Raw genomic sequence first — 14,603 nt, 5'->3', positions numbered from 1 at the left:
TCTAGCGCAGCGCGAACAAGGTATCGCCGCGCTGTTCCAGAATCGTCTCGCCCGCACTGGCGAGCACGATCGGTGTCGCCGTCTCACCGCGGTCGACGGCGATCATGCGCTGCACCGCTCCGTCCGACGGGCTGACGGCTGCAATGCCGCCCGGAACGGGGATGAGCATCTGACCGGCGACCATGCTTCCGGGCCCGGACGTTCCGTTGACGATCCACGTCGGAGCCAGATCGCTCAGTCGGAGGTTGACCGTCTGCGACCCGGTCCACCACGTGATCGAAGCCTTGTCGGCGTGGGTGCGAGCATCTTCGGTCACCGCTCCCTCGATCGGATAGTCGACGATCGGGCTGCCGGATCCGTCGAAAATGCTGATGCGAGAAACAGTTCCGTTGGCGGCGGGGAGGTAGACCGCCGTTTTCTCGCCGGCCACGGCCAGCAGGCGGGCGCCCTCGGAGTCGAGGAGAATCGAGGATCCGTACTCCTCGGGTTCCTGGGCGTCCTTGGGAGCGGGATTCATCACCGTCAACCTGTTGGAGGCTTCACCGGGGCAGCGTTCGAGTACCGAGACACGGTTGGCGCTCGACGCGGCGTCGAGCAGCGTGCATCCGGTGCGAGGTTGCTTGTTGGGATTGACCTTCGCGTCGACCCGGCCGTACTCGAGGGTTCGGACAAGGTCCGAGCGCCACAGTTCCATTCGCTCACTGCCGCGTGAGATCAGGTAGGTGCCGTCCGCCGACAAACTGACCGCGGAATCGGCGTCGCTGTTGCGCTGGTCTTTTCGGGCGCCGGTGTCCGCGACCAGTGACGTGACCTGGGAGCAACCGCGATCGTCCTGATAGACGCTGACGACGCGATCCCATGAACCGATCGCACCGCACAGGGGGATGTTGCGCGCATAGCGCCACACTTCTTCACCCGTTGCCGGATCGCGGCCGATCACTTCGGAGCCGTCGGCGGTGACGACGGCATTGCCGACGGTGATCGGCGCCGACGAATCGGCACTGGCGGATTCCCACGTCTGATTCAGGATGTCGGGCAACAACACCGACGTCGAGAGAGGCGGGAGAGACGTGTCAGCGGTGACCGAGGTGGTTCCGTGCGCATCACTGCGCAACCACACCACGGTCACCGCTACGACTACGGCCAGCGCGAGAGCCAGCGCACCGATCAGATCTGAGCGAGTACGCCTTTCGGGAGCCAGCACATCGGCAGCTTACTCTGCGGCGCCTGCCGTCGCGGTAGCCGCGGGGCGACGACGCCGACGGCGACGCGGCTTGGCTGCTCCGTCGTCGTCCGTGTTCTCGGCACCGGTTGCGGCGGGTGCCGAGGGGGGAGCGGTGGTCGCGGTAGCGGTGGTGGACGTCGCGACGTCGGCCGAAGCGCCGGCGCGGGTGCGGCGACGGGTCCGGTTGCGGCGGGGAGCGGCCTTCTCTTCGTTGCCGTCGGAGTCGGTCGTCTTCGGCGCGTCTGCCTTGTCCGTTGCGGCTTTGTCGGTTGCAGCCTTCTCAGGCGCGGCCTTGGCCTTGCGTACAGTGCCCTTGGCATCGGCCGGGATCGACAGCTCCTCGTAGAGGTGCGGCGAGCTCGAGTACGTCTCGACCGGATCGGGGATTCCGAGGCTCAGTGCCTTGTCGATGAGCTGCCAACGAGGGATGTCGTCCCAGTCGACCAGCGTGACGGCGATGCCGGTGCGTCCGGCGCGGCCGGTACGACCGATGCGGTGGACGTAGGTCTTCTCGTCTTCGGGGCACTGGTAGTTGATGACGTGGGTGACGTCGTCGATGTCGATACCGCGTGCAGCGACGTCGGTGGCGACGAGAACGTCGACCTTGCCGTTGCGGAAGCCCTTCAGTGCCTTTTCACGGGCGATCTGTCCGAGGTCGCCGTGGACCGCGCCGACGGAGAAACCACGCTCGGCGAGATCGTCGGCGACTTTCTGGGCGGTGCGCTTGGTACGGGTGAAGATCATCGTCGCGCCGCGGCCTTCGGCCTGCAGTACGCGGGCAACCATCTCGGCTTTGTCGAGAGCGTGCGCACGGTAGATGTGCTGGCTCGTGCGGTCGTGCACTGCGGAGGATTCGGCTTCCTCGGCGCGGATGTGCGTCGGCTGCGTCAGGAAGGTGCGAGCCAGAGTGATGATCGGGCCGGGCATCGTGGCCGAGAAGAGCATTGTCTGACGCTTGTCGGGGACCATGCCCATGAGGCGTTCGATGTCGGGGAGGAAGCCGAGGTCGAGCATTTCGTCGGCCTCGTCGAGGACGAGAACGCCGACCTTGCCCAGGATCAGGTGCGACTGGTTGGCGAGGTCGAGCAGGCGACCCGGGGTGCCGACGACAACGTCGACGCCCTTCTGGAGTGCCGAGATCTGCGCCTCGTACGGCCGGCCGCCGTAGATGGGCAGAACCTGCAGACCACGGTCGCCGACGCGGAGGTACTTGCTGGCGTTCTCGAGGTCGCGGGCGACCTGGATGCACAGTTCGCGGGTGGGAACGATGATCAGCGCGCGGGGAGTGCCGTCGAGGACCGCCGTGCCGTTCTCGGCGGTGACGATGCGATGCAGGAGCGGGACGCCGAAACCGAAGGTCTTGCCCATACCGGTTCGTGCCTGACCGATGAGGTCGTCACCGGCGAGAGCCAACGGGAGGGTGAGTTCCTGGATGGCGAAGGTGCGCTCGATGCCGATCTCGTTCAGTGCGCGGACGATTTCGTCGCGGACACCGAGTTCGGCGAAGGTCGGGGGTACATGGGTGTCGTCGAGCTGGACGGAAACGGTGTTCTCGGTTGCTTCGTCTTCGTGGTCGACAGTGATCTTGCTCAGGGGACTAGCCTTTCCTCGTGGCGGTACGCACGCACAAGGTAAGGGGCCAGGCCGTAAGTCGGCCGATGTCGATGCCCTCTTTTTCTTCGGTCATGCCTACGCCTCAGCACTGAATTCCACTCGGACGAATTCGAACCGTCCGGCGATCTCGGCGAAGCGGGCAACAACCGTCGATGCAGGTGCGCGCACATTATCGGTGGGGTTCGTGTGAAGACAGCCGTCCCGGCTAACCAAATGGCCCGGGGGAACTGGCGAACTCCCAAGACCATTGTAGCTGCACGTTGTCCGTCCCTCGCGATGACATGTCGAAGATCACCGAATCGGACATGCGGTCCTTGGCAGTCGCGTCGGCCGTCGAAGCACTACAGTTCGTAGTCATGGGCGCACACGATCTTGATGCTTCGACGGACGCTGGAACCGGAGGCCGAGTCGCTTCCGATCACCCGGGCGTGATCGATTTGTTTGCCGTTCTCGCGTATGGCGAGATTTCGGCGTTCTACCGTTTGGCGGAAGACGCACAAATGGCTCCGGACCTGCGCGGCAAGGTGGCGTTTGCCAGCATGGCCGCCGCCGAGATGGACCACTTCGAGACTCTGGAAACGGCCCTGACGGAACGTGGCCACGAGATCTTTGCCGTCATGGATCCGTTCGTGCGCGCGCTCGACAACTATCACGCGTCGACGACGCCGTCGACGTGGCTGGAATCGCTCGTGAAGGCATATGTCGGAGACGGAATCGCTGCCGATTTCTATCGCGAGATCGGTCACTCCCTCCCGGCGGACGTCGCCGAGATCGTGGAGGACGTGCTCTCGCAGACGGGCCATTCGGAGTTCGTGGTGCTCGAGGTGAAGGCCGCGGTAGAGGCCAGCACCCGCGCCAAGGACCGGTTGATGCTGTGGGGACGCCGACTCCTCGGTGAGGCGATCACCCAGGCACAGTTCGTGCTGGCGCAGCGTGAGGACCTCACGGATCTGGTGATCTCGGCCTCCGGCGACCTCAACGGAGTTGTCGCGTTGTTCGACGGTATGCAGGCAAAGCACGCCGAGCGGATGGCGGTTCTCGGACTCGTCTAGGTGACGTGTTCGCTCTGGGCACAGCGTGCGGAGGAGCGTGGGCGGTCTCTGCTGCATTAGCCTTGCGTCGACAACGGATGTAATTCACGAACAGTTCGGAGGTTGACCGTGGAGGTCAAGATCGGTGTAATCGACAGCCCGCGTGAGCTCATCGTCAACAGCGAACAGACCCCTGACGAGGTCGAGACACTGGTCGCGGCCGTCCTCGGTGGCCGTGAGCCGGTTCTGGCACTGGTCGACGACAAGGGCCGCAAGTTCCTGGTGCAGGCTTCCCGTGTCGCGTACGTGGAGATCGGTCCGTCCGATATCCGCAAGGTCGGATTCGCGCCTACCGTCTGACGCGTAGCTGTAACAGCAGAAAGGGCGGGCAGTCGTGAGACTGCCCGCCCTTTCGCGTGTGAGTGTGGCCGATTACTTGGTTTCGGCTTGCAGTGGCACATGGGAGAGACCGCCCCACGCCAGGGTCACCGTGATTTCCACGGCCTCTTCCTTCGGGATCGGCCGCGCAGCTTCGAGCCAGTATCGAGCGGTGAACTGGCTGGCACCGACAAGACCGACCGCGAGGATGCGCGCGCGATACGGATCGAGTCCGGAATCCTGGCTGACCAGGTCGAACACGGCGTCGACGCAGGCTTCGGTGGCTTGTTCGACGCGTGTCTGGACCTGAGGTTCGCCCATGATGTCGGACTCGAACACCAGGCGGAAACCCTGGGAGTCGTTGTCGACGAAGTCGAAGAACGCCTGCACTGCGGCGCGGACACGCTGTTTGTTGTCCGTCGTCGATCGCAGGGCCTGGCGTACACCCGAGATGAGGCTGTCGACGTAACTCTGCAGGACTGCGACATACAGTTCGAGTTTGCCTGGGAAATGTTGGTACAGGACTGGCTTGCTGACACCCGCACATTCGGCGATCTCGTCCATGCCGGCCGAGTGGTACCCGTTCGCGACGAATACCTCGCTTGCAGCTGCGAGGAGCTGGAGGCGGCGCGCATCGCGGGGGAGTCGGGTGCTGCGACGTGTTCCGGCAGGCTTGCCAGCCGATGTACCGCGATCGGAGTCTGTCCGATCCGCGAGTTCTGTCATGTCGCTTCCAATCTGAGCAAAAGTAATTCGGTCGGCGCGCGGATCCGCGAGTCGCGTGTGCGTACCCGCCAGTATCCTCCGTCACACCGGTCGTAGCCGAATGAACGATACCGTGTGTCGGCCGGGCGAGTCGCGCGCGCCTCGGTGAGCGAGACCAGCAGTCTTTCTTGTTACAGGACGGGTTGCCATGACACGCCAGGACCAGCGGGTTTCGGTCAGCCCGGGCGAGTGACTTGCCGTGTGTGAGATTCTGGACGACGTGACTGACCCAGGGGGACCGCGCATGCGTGGACGAACTACGCAGAACCCTGAACGTGAGGAACGTCGAATGCGTAGCGGAACTGGAGCGCCTCGCGACGAACGTCGGCCAGAGGTGCCGGATGATCGTGCCTACGGCGAACGCGACTATCGCGGCATTTCCTCCCATCAGCCCTTGCGTGCCCAGTGGGATCCGACCAAACGAGAAGTGGGCCGAACCCCGCGTAATCCGCGGCCGGACCGGGCAGCGCGAAAGCAGAGCAAGCTCGGGCGCTTCGTCTCGACCTACGGCTGGCGTGCGTACGCGATTCCGGTTCTCGTAGTGCTCACCATCCTCGTCATCGTCGACGCCGTACGTCCGGACACCACCGACTCCGCGAGCAAGACGTCGGCCACCGCCGACCTCGCACACAGCACGGACGGAACCGACGTCATCGGCGCGCCGCCGGCCGGGGACGGAACTTTTGCGTCGTCGATACCGTCCGGCGCACTTCCCGACGGCGGTCCGTTCACCGTCGCGGGCGGCGGAACGTGGCACGTCGTACCGGGTACGACGGGCAAGGTAGGCCAGGGAACCGAACGCGAGTTCACGTACACGGTCGAGATCGAGGACGGCGTCGACACGACCGGCTTCGGCGGTGACGAATCGTACGGACGCATGGTGGATCAGACCCTGGCCAATCCGAAGAGTTGGACCAACGATCCCAAGGTCGCGTTCCGGCGTGTCGACGCGGGCGAGCCGGACTTCCGTATCTCCCTGACCTCGCAGATGACGATCCGCGAAGGCTGCGGATACGAAATCGAGCTCGAAGGATCCTGCTACAACCCGAGCATGGACCGAGTCCTGCTCAACGAACCGCGATGGGTGCGAGGCGCCATTTCGTTCCAGGGTGACATCGGCTCGTATCGGCAGTATCAGATCAATCACGAGGTCGGCCATGCCATCGGATACGCCGCTCACCAGCCGTGCGAGACCGAAGGTGGGCTCGCACCGATCATGATGCAGCAGACCTTCGGAACTGCGAACAACGACATCGCTAGGCTTGATCCCGAGGGCGTCGTTCCGATGAACGGACTCACGTGCCGCTTCAATCCGTGGCCGTACCCCCGAGCGTGACCGGATCGAGAATCCCTGATCTCGTCTTGAACTAGGAGTGTTTCGCGGTGTCTGCAACACCCGTCGTATTGCCACCACTGGTGGAGCCGGCAGCCGAGTTGAGCCGGGAGGAAGTTGCCCGGTACAGCAGGCACCTGATCATCCCGAACGTCGGTATGACCGGCCAGAAGCGTCTCAAGAATGCACGGGTTCTGTTCATCGGCGCCGGTGGATTGGGTTCGCCTGCACTGCTCTATCTCGCGGCCGCGGGAGTGGGCACCATCGGGATCGTCGAGTTCGACGAGGTCGACATGTCGAACCTGCAGCGTCAGGTGATTCACGGACGCTCGGACGTCGGACGCCCCAAGGCGGTCAGCGCCCGCGAGTCGATTCTCGAGATCAACGAGCACGTCGACGTCCGATTGCACGAGTTCCGTCTGGACAACTCCAACGCGATCCAGCTGTTTTCCGAGTACGACCTGATTCTCGACGGCACGGACAACTTCGCGACGCGGTACCTCGTCAACGATGCCGCAGTCGTCGCCGGAAAGCCGTACGTGTGGGGCTCGATCTACCGCTTCGAGGGGCAGGTGTCGGTCTTCTGGGAAGACGCCCCGGACGGCGCGGGACTGAACTATCGCGACCTCTACCCGGAGGCCCCGCCGCCGGGCATGGTCCCCTCCTGTGCCGAGGGCGGTGTTCTCGGAGTCCTGCCCGCGACCGTCGGTTCGATCATGGCGACCGAGGCGGTCAAGCTCATCACCGGAATCGGTGAACCGCTTCTCGGACGCCTGATGATCTACGACGCACTGGCGATGACGTTCCGGACGATCCGCCTTCAGCGTGATCCGACCCGCGTGCCCGTCACCGCCTTGATCGACTACGACGCGTTCTGCGGTGTCGTGTCCGAAGAGGCGAGCGCTGCTGCCGTCGGTTCGACGATCACGGCGCCCGAACTGGAGGCCATGATCGGCGAGGGACGATCGATCGAGCTGGTCGACGTACGAGAACCGGTTGAATGGGACATCATGCATCTGCCGGGGGCCGTGTTGATCCCGAAGGACCGCATCCTTTCCGGCGAAGCTCTGGCGACGTTGCCGCAGAACAAGCAGATAGTGCTGTACTGCAAAACCGGCATCCGTTCGGCCGAGGCACTGGCCTTTCTCAAGAATGCCGGCTTTTCCGACGCAGTTCACGTTCAAGGCGGCGCGATCGCCTGGGCGAACCAGGTGGATGCGAGTCTGCCGGTCTACTAGGCGCGCCTCGCGGGAGGCGGCGCCGCGCACCGGTAGCGTTGGGGTGTGAGCACAGGCCAACCTCCCCAGCACGTGTGCTCCACCTTCGGCCTCCGTGAAGTCGATCCCATCCCACTCGGTGCGGATTGGGACGGCGGGTGGCTGTGTGGAGACGTCGTCCTTTCAGCAGTTGCGGATCATGCCCGCGCAGCGTGGTCGGCGAAGGTGCGAGAGAACCTCGAAGTCGACGGTGTCCGGCTCGCTCGACCGGTCCGTTCTACCGACGGTCGTTACGTCGTCTCGGGCTGGCGCGCCGACACATTCATCGTCGGATCGCCGGAACCACGTCACGACGAAGTGGTCTCGATGTCGTGCCGACTGCATGCGGCGACGGCCTCGCTCGAGCGCCCGCGCTTCCTTGCGCAACCGCCGGTGCCGCCGTGGGCCGAGGTCGACGTATTCGTAGCCGCTGATCGCGCGGCGTGGGAAACGGTTCCACTGAGGATCGCGAAGGGTGTCGAGCAACTCGAGACGCCTACTCCGGACGGTCGCAAGAGTCTGGAACTGATTGCCGGACTCGCCACATTGCGTAAGCCGGTGCAGAGCCCGGACCAGCTCGTGCACGGCGATCTGTTCGGAACAGTCTTGTTCTCGGGCAGTATGGCGCCCGGAATCACCGACATCACGCCGTACTGGCGGCCGGCTGCGTGGGCCGCCGCCGTCGCCGTGGTCGACGCGATCTCGTGGGGCGGGGCCGACGAGGCACTGGTCGGCCGGTGGGAAGATCTCCCCGAGTGGCCGCAGATGCTTCTACGTGCGGTGATGTTCAGGTTGGCAGTTCATGTTCTGCATCCCCGCTCGACGGCGGACGCGTTCCCGGGGTTGGCCCGAACGTCCGACATCGTGCGCTTGCTGCTCTAGATCGGGGCGCCGGTACCGAAGTCCGAGACCAGGCCCTCGAACAATTCGCGTGCGGCGTTCGAGGCGGCCACGGTGTTCCCGTCGACGACAGCGTTGACGAGGTTCGCGTGCTGCGAGTGAAATCCCTCACCGGTCGCGTCGATGTGCTGTTGGATCGTGGTCTCGATGACCGGGAGCAGGGAGTCGTAGAACTCCAGGTAGACCTCGTTGTGGCTGGCCGCGACGATCGCTCGGTGCAGGGCGACGTCAGCGGTGGTGGCGGCGTCGACGTCCTGACCCTCCCACGAAGCGGTGCGAAGCTCGAGTAGCCGCGTCAGTTCGGCGATGTCGTCTTCGGTTCGCCGTGCGGCGGCGAGGGTGGCCGCGGTGATGTCGAGTGCGCGCCGTAGTTCGAGTACATCCCGCTGGTGGGCGCCGGCAAAGTAGTTCCCCAGAGTGCCGCCGAGGTCTGAGACAGCAACGACGTAGGTGCCCGATCCCTGACGACGTTCCAGCATTCCGGCGTGAACGAGCGCCTGGACCGCCTCGCGCACGGTATTGCGACCGGTGCCGGTCAGCTCCGACAGTTCCGGTTCGGTGGGGATCTTGGAACCGATCGGCCAGGTTCCGCTTCGGATCTCGTTGCGGAGTTGTTCGGTGACCTGCGAGATGAGACTTGCGCGTCGAACGGGTTGCACGTGGTTGTTTCCTCGGGTCCGGGTAAGTGGTGTGAATGTGACGTTAGATTACCGCGCTTGTGCGAGTTCGTCCGGTCATCCTATGATTTGCCGGTGACTGCTCAACTGGAGAGAACCGAAACCCGCTCGTTGATACAAGGCCGTGTGCTCGTCTTCGCGGCGATTGCGATGTCTGCGCTCGTACTTCGACTTGCGGTGACCTCGTTCTCGCCCTTGGCGGCCGAGATTCGCGACGAGATCGGCTTCTCCGCCTCGATCGTCGGTGTCTTCGGCATGGTTCCGACCGCAATGTTCGCGATCTTCGGTCTCATCACTCCCGCCATCGCGAAACGTATCGGGCTCGAGCGAACGGCCCTCATTGCGATGCTCATGGCCGGCGTCGGAATGCTGTTGCGTGCCATGATGTCTCAGACGTGGTCGTTGTTGGCCCTCTCGGCTCTGGCACTCGCAGGCATGGGAATCGGCAATGTCGTCATCCCGCCGTTGGTCAAGCGGTACTTCTCGGATCGCCTCGCCACCATGAGTTCGGTCTACATCGTCGCCGTGCAGATCGGCACCATCGTCCCGGCGTTCGTCGCAGTCCCGGTTGCCGACGCCTTCGGTTGGCGGTTCTCGATCGGCTGGTGGTCCGCCTTCGGATTCGCCGCAGCAGTGCCGTGGTTGATCACCCTCGCTCGCTCGCGCAAGGCACGCGTGAATGAAGCCGGGTCCACCGACAATGCATCGGATTCGATTGCAGCAGTAGCAGAACAGCCACGTGGTCAGGTCTGGCGTTCGCCCGTGGCCTGGGGTATGGCCGGTATGTTCGGCATGACCTCACTGATCACGTATTCGATGTTCACGTGGATTCCCTCGATCCTTCGTGATGCCGGCGCCAGTGACGCCTTCGGCGGAACGATGGTCGGCATGTTCTCGGTGATCGGACTCGTCGCAGCTTTCGGCGCACCGACGCTGTGCGCCCGCATGGCCAACCCGTTCCCCGTCGTGATCGCGTGCGCGGTCTGTTACCTCGTCGGAATGGGTGGACTCTACTTCGCCCCCATGGCCGCGCCGATCGTGTGGGTTGTGGTCCTGGGCCTCGGTCCGAGCACGTTCCCGATGTCGCTCACACTGATCAATCTGCGGACGCGTTCGCACATCGGTTCCTCCGCGCTGTCCGGATTCACCCAGGGCATCGGTTACTCCGTTGCCTGTCTCGGCCCGCTCCTGTTCGGCGTTTTTCACGACGTGTCCGGTGGATACGCTGCGCCGTTCGGTTTGCTCGTCGTTGCTGTGATCGTGGTGCTTCTGGGCGCCTACCAGGCATGTAAGCCTCGGATGCTCGAGGATTCCTGGCACGCACCGGCGAAGAACTAGCTCACACCCGGGTTTGTCACCGGGTGAGGATCAATTGACTTCGCGGTCATCGCGCGCAGCACCGGCGCAATAACCGTTTTCTACCTTTGGGTCTCCAACATATTCAGGAGGCCCTGGTGAGTCATTACATCGAGCATTGGGATGCAGAGGACGTCGACGCCTGGGAATCCGGCGGCAAGGACATCGCGAAGCGGAACCTGATCTGGTCAGTGGTGGCCGAGCACGTCGGCTTCTCGATCTGGTCGATCTGGTCCGTGATGGTGTTGTTCATGCCGACGGATATCTACGGCATCGACGCGGCCGGAAAGTTCTTCCTCGTCGCAGTTCCCACACTTGTCGGGTCGGTCCTCCGTATTCCCTACACGGTTGCCACCGCACGGTTCGGCGGTCGTAACTGGACCGTCATGAGTGCGCTGTTCCTCTTCGTTCCAACACTTCTCACGCTCTACCTGATGATGAACCCGGGTGCTTCGTACACCACGTTCATGTTGGTAGCGGCCACGGCCGGTATCGGTGGCGGCAACTTCGCGTCGTCGATGACCAACATCAATGCCTTCTACCCGCAGCGACTCAAGGGCTGGGCGCTCGGTCTCAACGCCGGCGGCGGCAACATCGGTGTGCCGATGATCCAGCTGATCGGTCTGCTGGTGATCGCCACCGTCGGCAACCGCGCTCCGTGGATCGTCTGCGCCGTCTATCTCGTGTTCATCGCGGCCGCTGCCGTCGGTGCCGCGCTGTTCATGGACAACCTGGGTAACCAGAAGTCGGACCTGCGCTCGATGGCCAAGGCGCTGAAGTTCTCCGAGTCGTGGGTGATCAGCTTCCTGTACATCGGTACGTTCGGTTCCTTCATCGGATTCAGCTTCGCCTTCGGTCAGGTTCTGCAGATCAACTTCCTCGCCGGTGGTGCAACTCCGGCCGCAGCGGCGCTGCACGCAGCACAGATCGCCTTCATCGGACCGCTCCTCGGTTCGATCGCTCGGCCCCTCGGCGGCAAACTGGCAGACCGCATCGGCGGCGGCAAGATCACGATGTGGACGTTTGTCGCCATGGCATTCGCTGCATCGATCCTCGTGACGGCCGGAACGATGGACGACAACACCGCGGGCGTCGCCAGCGCCGGAATCATGGTGACGTTCGTTCTCGGATTCATCGCCCTGTTCCTGCTCTCCGGGATCGGAAACGGATCCGTCTACAAGATGATCCCGGCGATCTTCGAGGCGAAGGCTCAGAGCTTCGACCACATGGATCGAAGCGAGAAGGCAACGTGGTCGCGCAGTATCTCCGGCGCTCTCATCGGATTTGCCGGTGCGGTAGGCGGTTTGGGCGGCGTCGGCATCAACCTGGTGCTGCGCGCGTCGTACAGCAGCCCCGCGAAGTCGGCGACCATGGCCTTCTGGGTGTTCCTGGCCTTCTACATCGCCTGCATCGCAGTCACCTGGTTCGTCTTCCTGAGTAAGCCGTCGACGCTGACCACAGACGTCGACGAGGCGAAGGTCGCAGTCACGGCGTGAGCGGTCCGCGGAATCTCAGAACTATCTCGTACCTCAGGAAGTAGGCGTGATGAGCAAGTCGGTTGTTGTCATCGGACACGGAATGGTCGGACACCGATTCGTCGAGGCACTGCGTTCGCGCGACGAAGCGAACACCTGGTCGGTGACCGTACTCTGCGACGAGCAGTACGCAGCGTACGACCGAGTCGGGCTGTCCTCGTACGTCGGAGCGTGGGACCCCAAGGAATTGGCACTGGCCGGCAACGATTACGTCGGTGACGGCCTGGTCGATCTTCGGGTGGGGGAAGGCGCGCTCTCGATCGACAAAGATGCACGCATTGTCACGACGACCACCGGCGACACGATCTCCTACGACGCTCTGGTGATGGCGACCGGTTCGTATCCGTTCGTGCCTCCCGTGCCGGGGCACGACGGCGACGGATGTTTCGTCTACCGCACCCTCGACGACCTCGACGGTATCCGGGCCGCCGCCGAGAAGGCAGGTCCTGGCGCTGTCGGCGTCGTGGTCGGCGGTGGTCTTCTCGGACTCGAGGCCGCAAATGCTCTCTCGCTCATGGGAATGACGGCACACGTCGTCGAGCACAATGCGCGTCTGATGCCGATGCAGGTCGACGAGGGCGGCGGCGCACTGCTCGCTCGGCTCGTCACCGAACTCGGGCTCACTGTTCACACCGGAGTCGGGACGGCGGGAATTTCGCAGGCCGACAACGGAATCGTGGTCGAGCTGTCCGACGGCTCCACCATTGACGCGTCGCTGCTCGTCTTCTCGGCCGGAGTACGTCCGCGTGATCAGTTGGCTCGCGACGCCGGTATCGCTGTGGGTGAGCGCGGCGGCATCCTGACCGACCTCGGCTGCGTGACGTCGGACGAGAACGTCTATGCCGTCGGCGAATGTGCTGCGGTGGAAGGCCGTTGCTACGGTCTGGTCGCTCCCGGTTACACGACGGCCGAGATCGTGGCCGATCGTCTGCTCGGCGGCGCCGCGGATTTCCCGGGCGCCGACATGTCCACCAAACTCAAGCTCATGGGCGTGGACGTCGCCAGTTTCGGTGACGCGATGGCGACCTCATCGGGCGCTCTCGAAGTTGTCCTCAGCGACGCGTCCAAGGGAACGTACGCGAAGCTCGTGGTCTCCGATGACGCGAAGATCCTGCTCGGCGGCATTCTTGTCGGTGACGCATCGGCCTACGCGTCACTGCGCCCGCTGGTCGGTCGCGAACTACCCGGTGACCCGGCGACATTGATCTCGCCCGCGGGGGAGAAGCCGGGTGCAGGCTCGCTGCCCGACGACGCCGAGGTGTGCTCGTGCAACGCGGTGACGAAGGGCGCCATCTGCGGCGCAATCGCGGCCGGTGCCTGCGACATCGCTTCGGTGAAGGCGTGCACCAGTGCCGGAACCACCTGTGGCGGTTGCCTTCCCGCCGTGAAGCAGCTGCTGGCTGATTCCGGCGTCGTGATGTCGAAGGCACTGTGCGAGCACTTCGCGCAGTCGAGGGCCGAGCTGTTCCAGATCGTGCAGTCGACGCAGACCAGAACCTTCTCGGCGCTGATCGCCAAGTACGGCAAGGGCGCAGGCTGCGACATCTGCAAGCCCGTAGTCGCGTCGATTCTGGCATCGACCGACTCCGATCACATCCTGCACCGCCAGCAGGCGTCGTTGCAGGACACCAACGATCACTTCCTCGCGAACATCCAGAAGAACGGTACGTACTCCGTGGTGCCTCGGATGCCTGGCGGCGAGGTGACGGGTGAGCAACTCATCGTCATCGGCGAGGTGGCGCGAGACTTCGGCTTGTACACGAAGGTGACCGGCGGTCAGCGCATCGACCTGTTCGGTGCCCGCGTCGAACAGTTGCCCGCGATCTGGAAGCGTCTTGTCGACGCCGGGATGGAATCAGGCCAGGCGTACGGCAAATCGCTCCGGACGGTCAAGAGCTGTGTCGGTTCGAGTTGGTGCCGCTACGGTGTCCAGGATTCCGTGGGTATGGCAGTCGACCTCGAGAACCGCTACCGCGGTCTGCGCTCGCCGCACAAGATCAAGTTCGGCGTCTCGGGTTGTGCGCGTGAATGCGCCGAAGCGCGAGGCAAGGACGTCGGCGTCATCGCGACGGAGAACGGTTGGAATCTGTATGTGGGCGGCAACGGCGGACAGTCGCCCAAACACGCTCAGCTGCTTGCCGGAGGCCTCGACGACGCGACCTTGGTCAAGTACATCGACCGCTACCTCATGTTCTACATCCGAACCGCCGATCGCCTCCAGCGCACGGCGCCGTGGGTCGAATCACTCGAAGGCGGACTCGATCACCTCAAGGCCGTGATTTGTGAAGACAGCCTGGGAATCGGTGAGGAACTCGAGGCGCTGATGGCCAAGCACGTCGAGGGGTACCAGGACGAATGGGCTGGTGTGCTGGGTGATCCGGAGAAACTGTCGAGGTTCGTCTCGTTCGTCAACGCACCGGAAGAAGCCGACCCGACGGTTGTGTTCGACGAGACCGGAGTGCGCAAGGTTCCGGTCCTGATGGGCATGCCGAGCATCCCCACGCGCCGGTAATAGTCGCGTAACCCGTGGGAA

Annotated in this window: 12 protein-coding genes; 8 read left to right on the top strand and 4 right to left on the bottom strand. The window is 63.9% G+C overall.

Translation table 11 applies throughout. From position 1 onward, the window contains the following. Window position 1: 1 nt before the first annotated feature. Both I7X09_RS02985 and I7X09_RS02980 read right to left on the bottom strand, forming a co-directional pair. Window positions 2–1,204 carry an Rv3212 family protein gene (locus tag I7X09_RS02985; protein ID WP_200315505.1) on the bottom strand — a complete coding sequence of 401 codons (1,203 nt, stop codon included), beginning with the start codon at window positions 1,202–1,204 and terminating at the stop codon, window positions 2–4. A gap of 9 nt (window positions 1,205–1,213) precedes the next feature. Then, window positions 1,214–2,818: a DEAD/DEAH box helicase gene (locus tag I7X09_RS02980; RefSeq protein ID WP_200317643.1), complete on the bottom strand. Its 1,605-nt coding sequence runs from the start codon at window positions 2,816–2,818 to the stop codon at window positions 1,214–1,216. Between the two features lie 377 nt (window positions 2,819–3,195). On the opposite strand from I7X09_RS02980, the gene I7X09_RS02975 reads away from it, so the two are divergent. After that, entirely contained in the window at window positions 3,196–3,891 is a 696-nt protein-coding gene (locus I7X09_RS02975) for a ferritin-like fold-containing protein (protein ID WP_166809817.1), read from the top strand. Between the two features lie 108 nt (window positions 3,892–3,999). Then, on the top strand, window positions 4,000–4,230 hold the full coding sequence (locus I7X09_RS02970; RefSeq protein WP_003942312.1) for a DUF3107 domain-containing protein: 231 nt from the start codon (window positions 4,000–4,002) through the stop codon (window positions 4,228–4,230). A gap of 72 nt (window positions 4,231–4,302) precedes the next feature. On the opposite strand, the gene I7X09_RS02965 is transcribed toward I7X09_RS02970, so the two are convergent. Further along, window positions 4,303–4,974 carry a TetR/AcrR family transcriptional regulator gene (locus I7X09_RS02965; protein WP_095969111.1) on the bottom strand — a complete coding sequence of 224 codons (672 nt, stop codon included), beginning with the start codon at window positions 4,972–4,974 and terminating at the stop codon, window positions 4,303–4,305. A 328-nt stretch (window positions 4,975–5,302) separates the two neighbouring features. Between I7X09_RS02965 and I7X09_RS02960 the strand changes: the two genes are divergently transcribed. Genes I7X09_RS02960 through I7X09_RS02950 form a run of 3 tightly spaced genes read left to right on the top strand, consistent with a single transcriptional unit; the run spans window position 5,303 to window position 8,484 of the window. Continuing rightward, window positions 5,303–6,349, top strand: a complete 1,047-nt coding sequence (locus I7X09_RS02960) for a DUF3152 domain-containing protein (RefSeq protein WP_206029098.1) — start codon at window positions 5,303–5,305, stop codon at window positions 6,347–6,349. Window positions 6,350–6,396: 47 nt separating this feature from the next. Further along, window positions 6,397–7,584, top strand: a complete 1,188-nt coding sequence (gene moeZ / locus I7X09_RS02955) for an adenylyltransferase/sulfurtransferase MoeZ (protein ID WP_200315503.1) — start codon at window positions 6,397–6,399, stop codon at window positions 7,582–7,584. A gap of 45 nt (window positions 7,585–7,629) precedes the next feature. After that, a complete protein-coding gene (locus tag I7X09_RS02950) occupies window positions 7,630–8,484 on the top strand; it encodes a TIGR02569 family protein (RefSeq protein WP_007731227.1) in 855 nt (284 codons plus the stop codon). On the opposite strand, the gene I7X09_RS02945 is transcribed toward I7X09_RS02950, so the two are convergent. Next, entirely contained in the window at window positions 8,481–9,161 is a 681-nt protein-coding gene (locus tag I7X09_RS02945; protein ID WP_003942319.1) for a FadR/GntR family transcriptional regulator, read from the bottom strand. The two genes, I7X09_RS02950 and I7X09_RS02945, sit on opposite strands and share 4 nt — an antisense overlap. A 93-nt stretch (window positions 9,162–9,254) precedes the next feature. Between I7X09_RS02945 and I7X09_RS02940 the strand changes: the two genes are divergently transcribed. The 3 genes from I7X09_RS02940 to nirB all read left to right on the top strand — a co-directional run bounded on the left by I7X09_RS02940 (window position 9,255) and on the right by nirB (window position 14,582). Then, a complete protein-coding gene (locus tag I7X09_RS02940; RefSeq protein WP_200315501.1) occupies window positions 9,255–10,517 on the top strand; it encodes a CynX/NimT family MFS transporter in 1,263 nt (420 codons plus the stop codon). A gap of 113 nt (window positions 10,518–10,630) precedes the next feature. Next, window positions 10,631–12,031, top strand: a complete 1,401-nt coding sequence (locus tag I7X09_RS02935) for an MFS transporter (RefSeq protein ID WP_200317641.1) — start codon at window positions 10,631–10,633, stop codon at window positions 12,029–12,031. Between the two features lie 46 nt (window positions 12,032–12,077). Beyond that, entirely contained in the window at window positions 12,078–14,582 is a 2,505-nt protein-coding gene (gene nirB / locus I7X09_RS02930; protein WP_200315499.1) for a nitrite reductase large subunit NirB, read from the top strand. The last annotated feature ends 21 nt before the right edge of the window (window positions 14,583–14,603 follow it).

The sequence above is a fragment of the Rhodococcus sp. P-2 genome (assembly GCF_016598535.1).
GTDB classification, from domain to species: Bacteria; Actinomycetota; Actinomycetes; order Mycobacteriales; family Mycobacteriaceae; genus Rhodococcus_F; species Rhodococcus_F baikonurensis.
This window is presented reverse-complemented; position numbering and strand designations above follow the sequence as displayed.